This window comes from Mesorhizobium sp. M7A.F.Ca.US.006.04.2.1 (assembly GCF_004022915.1).
Lineage (GTDB): Bacteria > Pseudomonadota > Alphaproteobacteria > Rhizobiales > Rhizobiaceae > Mesorhizobium > Mesorhizobium ciceri.
Genome location: NZ_RZQA01000155.1, coordinates 1 through 9,358, shown reverse-complemented (window position 1 = coordinate 9,358; position 9,358 = coordinate 1). Strand labels below are relative to the sequence as shown.

Here is a 9,358-nt window from a genome sequence, read left to right as displayed (position 1 = left end):
CATGTGATCGAAGCGCTGAAGATCTTCGACCGCGATCCGCTGCTGGCAAAGCTGGAAGCGGCCGGCGTGCCGGCGAGCCCGATCAACACGATCGGCCAGATGTTCGCCGACCCGCAGACGATCGCGCGCGGCATGCGGCTCGACCTGGACGATGGCCATGGCAATCTTCTGCCTTCGGTGCGCGCGCCGATGGTGATGTCGGGCACGCCGCTGGTCTATGAGCGCCCCTCGCCGCGCCTGGGCGAGCACACGCAAGAAATCCTTGCCGAACTGGAGAAGTCTGGACAATGAAGACCGGCGGACAACTCATCGTCGACGCTCTCGAAGCCAACGGCACCGACCGCATCTACTGCGTGCCCGGTGAATCCTATCTGGCGGTGCTCGACGCGCTGCACGATTCAGCGATCCGCACCATCGTCTGCCGCCAGGAAGGCGGTGCCGCCATGATGGCCGATTGCCACGGCCGCCTGACCGGCAAGCCCGGCATCTGCTTCGTCACCCGCGGCCCCGGCGCCACCAATGCCTCGGCCGGCATCCACATCGCCATGCAGGATTCGATACCCGTCATCCTGTTCATCGGCCAGGTCGCCGGCCACGCCAAGGAGCGCGAGGCTTTCCAGGAGGTGGATTACAAGAGGTTCTTCGGCGACATCGCCAAATGGGTAGTCGAGATCGACGACGCCTCGCGCATCCCAGAATTCGTCACCCGCGCCTTCGCCGTGGCGACATCGGGCCGTCCCGGCCCGGTGGTGATCTCGCTGCCCGAAGACATGCTGACCAGTGTCGTCGAGGCGCCCGTCGCCTTGCCGCACACACCGGTGGAAACACGGGCCGGCGAAGCGGAACTCGATGCGCTGGAAAAGCTGCTGGCTAAGTCCAAGCGGCCTTTCGTCATCCTTGGCGGCACGCGCTGGGACGCCGAGGCGGTTGCACAAATGCGCGCGATCGCCGAGGCCTGGTCGCTGCCGGTCGGCTGTTCCTTCCGCCGCCAGATGCTGTTCGATCATCTGCATCCGAACTATGCCGGCGATGTCGGCATAGGCATCAACCCGAAGCTGGCCACAGCGATCAAGCAGGCCGACCTCGTGCTGCTGATCGGCGGCCGCATGGGCGAAATGCCCTCCTCGGACTACACGCTGCTGAAAAGCCCCTACCCCGCCCAGACACTGGTCCATGTCCATGCCGATTCCGGCGAGCTCGGCCGCGTTTACAGGCCGGCATTGGCGATCAACGCCTCGCCGTCCGCCTTCGTCGACGCTTTCGCCAAACGCAAGCCGGCCTCCGCACCCGTCTGGGCAGCCGAGACGCCAAAGCTGCATGCCACCTATCTCGACTGGTCGACACCACCCGAAAGCGGCCCCGGCCCGGTCCAGATGGGCCCGATCATGAACTATCTCGAAAAGATGTTGCCCGACGACGCCATTCTCACCAACGGCGCAGGCAATTACGCCACCTGGGTGCATCGCTTCCATCGCTTCCGCCGCTTCGCCACTCAAGGTGCGCCGACGTCAGGCTCGATGGGCTATGGCACGCCTGCGGCAGTCGCCGCCAAAGAGCTGTTTCCAGAGCGCACCGTGGTCGCTTTCGCCGGCGACGGCTGCTTCCTGATGAACGGGCAGGAATTCGCCACTGCCGTGCAATACGACCTGCCGATCGTCGTCGTCGTCGTCAACAACGGTATCTACGGCACCATCCGCATGCATCAGGAGCGCGAATATCCCGGCCGCGTGGTGGCCACCGACCTCAAGAACCCCGATTTCGCGGCTCTCGCCCGCGCCTATGGCGGCCATGGCGAAACGGTTGAGAAGACGGCGGACTTCGCCCCGGCCTTCGAACGCGCCCGCGCCAGCGGCAAGCCGGCGATCGTCGAGATCCGGCTCGACCCCGAAGCGATCACCCCGACCCGGACGATGACCCAGATCCGCGACAAGGTTTGAGAGCCGACCGGGTCAAGTCGAATTCCTTCACGCCCCCTCTGCCCTGCCGGGCATCTCCCCCTCAAGGGGGGAGATTGGCAGTTTCGTCGTCTCGCCCTTCTTCCAACACTGGCGATTGGCGAAACCCGAAGTACATTCGATCTCCCCCCTTGAGGGGGAGATGTCCGGCAGGACAGAGGGGGGCGCTGTCCCGCCAACCTTCAACGGTCAGCTACTTCGCCTTCTCGATCTGGCCGCGGACCTCCCCATTCGGGTTCGCTTTGGTGTGGACGTTGACGTAATACTTGCCGGCCTCAAGGTCAGCCGCCTGGGCATCAGTGAGCGTCTCCGACCCCTTGATCGGGCTCTTGAGTTTTTTGAACGGGATGACAGGGTCGGCGTTTTCACCCATCGCCGCAGGGCCATGGATATGCGCGGCCGTCGCCGGTCCGCTGAGGCCGGAATATTTGACGTTCCAGTTGAGCTTCTTCTTGGTCGTGTCGAAGGTGAAAGTGGCCGTGCCCTTACCCTTCGTGGTGACGGGCGGGCTCTGCTGGCTGCCGTCTAGTGTCGCCTTGAACTTTTCCATGGCTGCCAGGGCCGGCGATGCGAACAGGAAAGCGGTCGAAATGGCCAGCGCCGACAGCGCCGGTAAGAAGGATTGGGTGCGCATGAAGAACCTCCGATTGACTGTGCACGCGTCGCGGCTCCCCGGCGCGCGCATGCGCCAACGGAACGGCCTGGCGGCACAATGTATCCAACCACACATTTTTGTGATGACGTATAGAGATCCTAGGGGCCGTCCTGTCCGGCTTCAGCGATAGCGGTCAGACCGCCGCCAGCGCCTGCGTCAGGTCGGCGATCAGATCGTCCGGATGCTCGACGCCGATCGACAGCCTGACCGTGGTCTCCAGCACGCCGATGCGCTGGCGCACCTCGAAGGGAATGCCCGAATGGGTCATGGCCGCGGGGTGACTGGCCAGCGATTCCGTTCCGCCGAGGCTCACCGCCAGCTTGAAGATCTGCAATCCGTTGAGGAAGGCGAAAGCCGCCTTCTCCCCGCCCTTGATGTCGAAGGAGAAGGTTGATCCGGCGCCGCTGCATTGCGCCCTGTAGGCGCGGCCGGCCGGCGTATTCTCGCCCAGAAACGGCAGGTAGTGCACCTTGTCGACCTTGGCGTGGTCGCGCAGGAATTCGGCGATCAGGCGAGCATTGTCGTTGGCCCGCTCCATGCGGATCGACAGCGTCTCCAGCGAGCGGCCGAGCATCCAGCAGGAATGCGGGTCGAGCTGCGTGCCGATCGCGCCGCGCAGCGCCTTGATCGGCTTGGTGATAGCCTTGCTGCCCATGGCGGCACCTGCGATCAGGTCGGAATGGCCGCCGACATATTTGGTCAGCGAATAAACCGACACGTCGGCACCATGTTCGATCGGCCGCTGGAACACCGGACCCAGCAATGTGTTGTCGCACACGATGATCGGCGTTGACCCTTGGCTCGCGCCGATCTCGTCGGCGATCTTGCGCATCAGCGCGAGGTCGACCAGGCTGTTGGTCGGGTTTGACGGCGTCTCGATCAGGATGACCGACACGCGGCCTTTCACGACGGCCGCGTCGGCGGCCGTGCGCACCGCCGGCTCATCCACGCCATCCGCGAAACCGACAGCACCGATGCCGAAACCGGAGAGCGTGCGCGTCAAAAGCGTCTCCGTGCCGCCGTAGAGTGGCTGCGAATGCAGGATGACGTCGCCTGGACGGGCATAGGCGAGCAGTGTCGTGGCGATCGCCGACATGCCCGATGAAAACAGGATACAGGCATCCGTCCCCTCATAAATCGCCAGCCGGTCCTCGACGATCTCGCTGTTGGGATGATTGAAGCGCGAATAGACCAGGCCGGAGGCGGTGCCGCTCGGCGGCTCCTTCCTGCCGGATGTGTAGTCGAAGAAGTCGCGTCCCTCCTCCGCCGACTTGAACACGAAGGTCGAGGTCAGGAACACCGGCGGCTTGACGGCGCCCTCCGACAGCTGCGGATCGAAGCCATAGCTCAGCATCAGCGTCTCCGGGTGGAGCTTGTGGTTGCCGATATGGGTTTTCGACGGGCGTGGCGCGGTCATGGCTTTTCCTGCCTGTTCGAGTGAAATAGTGAACGGCAATTTATGCGATCTCGTTCCACCAGTCCTTGCTATTTTTGGGCTCACATGGCTGCATCCCCGCAACAAATTGCCTGGAGAGACCGAAAGTGCAGCAGAAGATAGCCGACGATTTCGACCTGAAAATCCTGCGTGAGCTGCGGGCCGACGCCCGCATCACCAACAACGAGCTTGCCGAGCGCATCGGCCTGTCGCCGTCGCCCTGCCTGAGGCGTGTGCGGCGGCTGGAGGAGACCGGGGTCATCAGAGGCTACACCACGCTGGTCGATCCCTCAGCCTTCGGCTGGAGCATGGTCGCCATCGCCACCATCCGGCTCAGCCGCCAGAACGAAGACGAGATCGTGATGTTCGAGGACGCGATCCGCGGCTGGGAAGAGGTGCTGGAATGCCACCTCGTCACCGGTTCGCGCGACTATGTGCTGAAAGTGGTGACGGGAAGCCTCGAACAATACGAGCGCTTCATCAAGGAAAAGATCGCGCGGCTGAAATGCGTCGCCTCGATCGAGACCAGCTTCGTCATGAACACCATAAAGGAACGGCGCCTCTGACATTTCTGCCGGATGCGCCGCTTTCTGGATAGATATGTTGCCGGCTAGGCTTACTTGACCGCTTTGTCGGTGATGGCGGTGGTGTAGGCGCCGGTCGGCTCCTTGGTGATGATCTTCTGGTCGAGCAGCGCCTTGGCGGTGCGCTCGTAGGTCGCCGGGTCAAGTTTGCCGTCGGCATTGTCGATCAGCTTGGCGACTTCGCTCATCATGCGCTTCTGGTGGTTCTCGTCCTGGCCGCCGCCGTCCATGACGATGCCTGCGGCTTCGTCATTGTTGTCGATGGCATATTTCCAGCCCTTCATCGAGGCGCGCACGAAACGCACCATCTTGTCTTCGAAGGCCGGATCCTTGAGCTTGTCTTCGGACGCATAGAGCCCGTCCTCGAGCAGGTCGTTGCCCATGGCCGAGTAGTTGAACACGGTCAGCTGTTCCGGCTTGTAGCCGGCGTCGATCAGTTGCCAGTATTCGTTGTAGGTCATGACCGAGATGCAGTCCGCCTGCTTCTGGATCAGCGGCTGCACGTCAAAACTCTGCTTGAGCACCGTGACGCCGTCCGGGCCGCCCTCGGTCTTCAGGCCGAGCTTGTTCATCCAGGCGTAGAACGGATACTCGTTGCCGAAGAACCAGACGCCGAGCGTGTGACCTTTGAAGTCGGCTTCGGTCTTGATCGGGCCGTCCTTCGGGCAGACCAGCTCCATGCCGGCCTTCTTGAACGGCTGGGCGATGTTGACCAGCGGCACGCCCTTTTCGCGGGCAGCCAGCGCACCGCCCATCCAGTCGACGATAACGTCGGCACCACCGCCGGCGATCACCTGCTCGGGCGCGATATCGGGACCGCCCGGCTTGATGTCGACGTCGAGACCCTCGGCCTCATAAAAACCCTTGGCCTTGGCGACATAGTAGCCGGCAAACTGGGCCTGCGTGACCCATTTCAGCTGCAACGTCACCTTGTCGGCGGCCATTGCCTGGAAAGCGGCAAGCGACATCGCGCCAGCCAGAACGGGAATAATCAGTCTTTTCATTTTGTTACCCTCTGAAGTTAGTGCCCTAAACCCACCGCCCCTATCCACCACGGACAGAGGGATGCCAAAACGTGACGGCTCTTTCCACAAGAGCGACCACGCCATAAAAGACCGAACCCGCAAGTGCTGCAACTGCGATTTCGGCCCAGACCATGTCGATGTTCATCCGCCCGACCTCGGTCGAGATGCGGAAGCCCATGCCGACGACAGGCGTGCCGAAGAACTCGGCAACGATGGCGCCGATCAGCGCCAGCGTCGAGTTGATCTTCAGCGCGTTGAAGATGAAGGGAGCTGCTGCCGGCAGCCGAAGCTTCAAGAGCGTCGGCCAGTAGCCCGACGCGTAGGTGCGCATCAGGTCGCGCTCCATATGGCCGGAGGCGGCCAGACCGGCGACCGTGTTCACCAGCATCGGGAAGAAGGTCATGATGATGACCACCGCCGCCTTGGACTGCCAGTCGAAGCCGAACCACATCACCATGATCGGCGCGACGCCGATGATCGGCAGCGCCGAGACCATGTTGCCGATCGGCAACAGGCCGCGTCGCAGGAACGGCACACGGTCTGCGAGCACCGCGGTGATGAAGCCGGCGCCGCTGCCCACGACATAGCCGAAGATGACCGCCTTGAAGATGGTCTGGCGGACATCGGCGCCGAGCACCGGCAGCGAACCGGCGATGCGCGCGCCGATGGCACTTGGCGGCGGCAGCAGGATGAAGGGTATGCCGGCCCCACGCGTCACCGCTTCCCAGATGATCAGGATCCAGGCGCCGAAGATGGCCGGGATGATCAGGCGCAGCGCGGTGCGAGCCCATTTGGCGAACGGACGCAATGATGACAGCACCGCCACGCAGCGCCAGCCAAGCAGCCATGCACCGGTGAGCAACAGGAAGAACGGCGTCCGCGCCAGGCCTTCGAAGCCGGTGATGCCGCCAATCAGCAGCCAGGCGGCCAGATGCGCGCCGATGAAAAGCACAACGGCTTCGACAATGGACGGTATTCTGGTCATCGAGATCAAAGCGGCGACAAGCAGCACGCCGAAAATCAGCCAGGTCGTCGCCACATAGGGGTATATCAACGTCCCTGCAGGCTGCGCCAGTGCATCGACTTTCGGCGCGGCGATCGGGCCGAGCGCCACAGCGATCAGGCACAGCACGATCGCCAGCACTGCCTGCCAGGAGGGTTTCAGCCAGTTCATGCCGGCCTCCCGCCCATGGCGCGGTCGACGAGGCGCCCGGCAATGCCGACCACCATGACCAGAAGGGCTGCCACCACTGAGCCAGCAACCAGCGCCGACCAGATGTCGATGGACTGGCTATAATAGGCGCCGGCGAGCAGCTTGGCGCCGATGCCGGCGACAGCGCCTGTCGGCAGTTCGCCGACGATGGCGCCGACCAGGCTTGCCGCCACCGCCACCTTCATCGAGGTGAACAGGAACGGCACCGAAGCAGGCACGCGCAACATCCAGAAGGTCTGCGCGCGACTGGCATTGTAGGTGTGCATCAGGTCGAGATGCATGATCTCGGGCGAGCGCAGCCCCTTCACCATGCCGACAGTCACCGGGAAGAACGACAGATAGGTCGAAATCATCGCCTTCGGGACGAGCCCGCTGATGCCGATCGCCCCCAGCACGACGATGATCATCGGCGCCACAGCCAGGATGGGAATGGTCTGCGAGGCGATGATCCACGGCATCAGGCTGCGGTCGAGCGTCGCCACATGGACAATGCCGACGGCGATGATGATGCCGAGCGCCGTGCCGAAAGCGAAGCCGAGCAGCGTCGACGAAAGCGTCACCCAGGCATTGTAGACCAGGCTGCGGTTGGAGGTGATGGGCCGCAGGAAGGTGTTCTCGAAGAAATTCACCGCCACCTGGTGCGGCGCCGGCAATGTCGGCTTCGGCTGCGACAGCGTCTTGCCGATGAGTTCGCTGAACGTGGATGTTTCACCGGCGCGACGATCGAGATCGCGCTGGAACGGCGTGTTGAGGATGACGGCGAAGACATACCAGAGCGCGACCACGCCAACGAGGATGGAGGTGACGGGAACGAGCTTGTCGCGGAAGGTGTCCATCTAGCGGGCCTCAGCCGACTGGCGCCCTCCTCTCCCCAACGGGGAGAGGGTGGCCGGAGCGAAGCGGAGGTCGGGTGAGGGGGTAGCAATCTTTCCGTCAAGGCAAGCCAAGATCGTATCCAGGACCGCTCGACGTTCGGCCAAAACCTCATGATTCCAGAACCGGAGAACCGAATAACCTTGTCCGTTCAGCCAAGCTGTCCTGGAAGGGTCGGTTGGAGAATCTGCGTGCTGACTACCATCAAGTTCGACAATCAGGCTTACCTCGCGACAAACAAAATCCGCGATGAACGGTCCAAGCGGCACTTGCCTCACAAATTTGTAGCCATTGAGATGACGGTCTCTCAGTTCCCCCCAAAGCCTGTATTCAGCCTCGGTCTCGTCAACCCGCAGCTTTCGGGCGCGAGCGGTTGCCCCGACCTTTCTCTTGGTCGGATCCGTCGGCGCCGCCCCCTCACCCGACCTCCGCTTCGCTCCGGCCACCCTCTCCCCGTTGGGGAGAGGAGGGAGCCCGTCGTTTGCTCCCTCAATCGTCATAGCTGTGCCCCGCGCGCAGCCCGTCCCGCACCCGCGCTGCGATCGCCAGAAACTCCGGCGTCTCGCGGATGTCGAGCGGCCGCTCTCTCGGCAGCGTCGATTCGATGATGTCGCTGACGCGGCCGGGGCGCGGCGACATGACGACGATGCGCGTCGACAGATAGACGGCCTCCGGAATGGAGTGGGTGACGAAGCAGATGGTCTTGTTGGTGCGTCCCCACAATTCCAGCAGCTGCTCGTTGAGATGGTCGCGCACGATCTCGTCCAGCGCGCCGAACGGCTCGTCCATCAGCAGCAGGTCGGCGTCGAAGGCCAGCGCACGGGCAATCGAGGCGCGCTGCTGCATGCCGCCCGAGAGCTGCCAGGGATATTTCTTCTCGAATCCAGAGAGGTTGACGAGGCCGAGCGTGCGCTTGATCCGCTCGCCTTGCTCCGCCCTGGACAGGCCCATGATCTCCAGCGGCAGCCCCACATTGCGCTCGATGGTCCGCCACGGAAACAGCGCCGCCGCCTGGAAGACATAGCCATAGGCGCGTTTCTCACGCGCCTGCTCTGCTGTCATGCCATTGACGGAAATCGCCCCCGAGGTCGGCTTCTCCAGATCGGCGATGACGCGCAGCAGCGTGGTCTTGCCGCAGCCCGAAGGCCCGATGAAGGAGACGAACTCGCCCTTGCCGATGGTCAGATCGACATTGGACAGCGCCTGCACCGGCCCGTCATTGGTCTGGAAGGTCAGCCCGAGTTTGCTTGCCGCGACGACGGCTGGCGAATTCCCCGTCATCGGTTGCCGCCTGCCTGTTTCCGTTCCCGCGGCGGCTGGAATCCGATTGCTTTTATCGCGATGTTGTTTTCCACTTACCCTGTCCCATTTGGCCCTGTCCCTCTGACCTTGTCCCACGCGATCGACGCCCGGAGTTTCCCCGATGTCGCCCAAACCCACTTGTCATCTTATCCGCCCTGAAAGCACTTATGAAGGCAAGCAGGGGCTGACCTATTTCGCCGGCATTGCCGCCGAGACCGTCGGTGCCTCCGGCATCTGCATGCACATGCTCACCATGCCGCCCGGCGCCCGCGCCAAGGCGCATATGCACGAGAGCCACGAGACGGCGATCTATGTG

Annotated in this window: 9 protein-coding genes and 2 pseudogenes; 4 read left to right on the top strand and 7 right to left on the bottom strand. The window is 63.2% G+C overall.

The window, feature by feature from the left end; translation table 11 throughout:
* Both EN925_RS11080 and EN925_RS11075 read left to right on the top strand, forming a co-directional pair.
* On the top strand, nt 1-291 hold a 291-nt coding region (locus tag EN925_RS11080), incomplete at its 5' end, for a CoA transferase (protein ID WP_206632815.1).
* Nucleotides 288-1,937 carry a thiamine pyrophosphate-binding protein gene (locus tag EN925_RS11075; protein WP_127388415.1) on the top strand — a complete coding sequence of 550 codons (1,650 nt, stop codon included), beginning with the start codon at nt 288-290 and terminating at the stop codon, nt 1,935-1,937. The genes EN925_RS11080 and EN925_RS11075, both read left to right, overlap by 4 nt.
* A 211-nt stretch (nt 1,938-2,148) precedes the next feature.
* Here EN925_RS11075 and EN925_RS11065 read toward each other — a convergent pair whose 3' ends face one another.
* Both EN925_RS11065 and EN925_RS11060 read right to left on the bottom strand, forming a co-directional pair.
* Nucleotides 2,149-2,589 (bottom strand): CHRD domain-containing protein, encoded by a 441-nt coding sequence (locus tag EN925_RS11065; protein ID WP_013530918.1) that lies wholly within the window; start codon nt 2,587-2,589, stop codon nt 2,149-2,151.
* Nucleotides 2,590-2,743: 154 nt separating this feature from the next.
* Complete coding sequence (locus EN925_RS11060) at nt 2,744-4,027, bottom strand: cystathionine gamma-synthase family protein (RefSeq protein ID WP_064993845.1); 1,284 nt, start codon at nt 4,025-4,027, stop codon at nt 2,744-2,746.
* 125 nt (nt 4,028-4,152) lie between these two features.
* On the opposite strand from EN925_RS11060, the gene EN925_RS11055 reads away from it, so the two are divergent.
* Entirely contained in the window at nt 4,153-4,611 is a 459-nt protein-coding gene (locus EN925_RS11055; protein ID WP_024501498.1) for an Lrp/AsnC family transcriptional regulator, read from the top strand.
* A gap of 50 nt (nt 4,612-4,661) precedes the next feature.
* On the opposite strand, the gene EN925_RS11050 is transcribed toward EN925_RS11055, so the two are convergent.
* The 5 genes and pseudogenes from EN925_RS11050 to EN925_RS11030 form a co-directional block, all read right to left on the bottom strand.
* Nucleotides 4,662-5,633: an ABC transporter substrate-binding protein gene (locus tag EN925_RS11050; RefSeq protein ID WP_013530916.1), complete on the bottom strand. Its 972-nt coding sequence runs from the start codon at nt 5,631-5,633 to the stop codon at nt 4,662-4,664.
* A gap of 40 nt (nt 5,634-5,673) precedes the next feature.
* On the bottom strand, nt 5,674-6,828 hold the full coding sequence (locus EN925_RS11045) for an ABC transporter permease (protein ID WP_027160664.1): 1,155 nt from the start codon (nt 6,826-6,828) through the stop codon (nt 5,674-5,676).
* Nucleotides 6,825-7,703, bottom strand: coding sequence for an ABC transporter permease (locus EN925_RS11040; protein ID WP_127368638.1), 879 nt, complete (start codon nt 7,701-7,703; stop codon nt 6,825-6,827). Before EN925_RS11040 ends, EN925_RS11045 begins: the two co-directional genes overlap by 4 nt.
* Nucleotides 7,704-8,114, bottom strand: a pseudogene (locus EN925_RS11035) (endonuclease domain-containing protein); the annotation flags it as partial.
* 115 nt (nt 8,115-8,229) lie between these two features.
* The gene (locus EN925_RS11030; protein WP_013530913.1) at nt 8,230-9,021 is read right to left on the bottom strand and encodes an ABC transporter ATP-binding protein; all 792 of its coding nucleotides are present in this window, start codon (nt 9,019-9,021) and stop codon (nt 8,230-8,232) included.
* 142 nt (nt 9,022-9,163) lie between these two features.
* Here EN925_RS11030 and EN925_RS11025 point away from each other — a divergent pair.
* Nucleotides 9,164-9,358, top strand: a pseudogene (locus EN925_RS11025) (cupin); the annotation flags it as partial.

Excerpts from the sequence above, each read along its gene's own strand:
- EN925_RS11075 (WP_127388415.1), top strand. The coding sequence starts at position 288 with ATGAAGACCGGCGGACAACTCATCGTCGACGCTCTCGAAGCCAACGGC.
- EN925_RS11065 (WP_013530918.1), bottom strand. The coding sequence starts at position 2,589 with ATGCGCACCCAATCCTTCTTACCGGCGCTGTCGGCGCTGGCCATTTCG.
- EN925_RS11060 (WP_064993845.1), bottom strand. The coding sequence starts at position 4,027 with ATGACCGCGCCACGCCCGTCGAAAACCCATATCGGCAACCACAAGCTC.
- EN925_RS11050 (WP_013530916.1), bottom strand. The coding sequence starts at position 5,633 with ATGAAAAGACTGATTATTCCCGTTCTGGCTGGCGCGATGTCGCTTGCC.
- EN925_RS11045 (WP_027160664.1), bottom strand. The coding sequence starts at position 6,828 with ATGAACTGGCTGAAACCCTCCTGGCAGGCAGTGCTGGCGATCGTGCTG.
- EN925_RS11040 (WP_127368638.1), bottom strand. The coding sequence starts at position 7,703 with ATGGACACCTTCCGCGACAAGCTCGTTCCCGTCACCTCCATCCTCGTT.
- EN925_RS11030 (WP_013530913.1), bottom strand. The coding sequence starts at position 9,021 with ATGACGGGGAATTCGCCAGCCGTCGTCGCGGCAAGCAAACTCGGGCTG.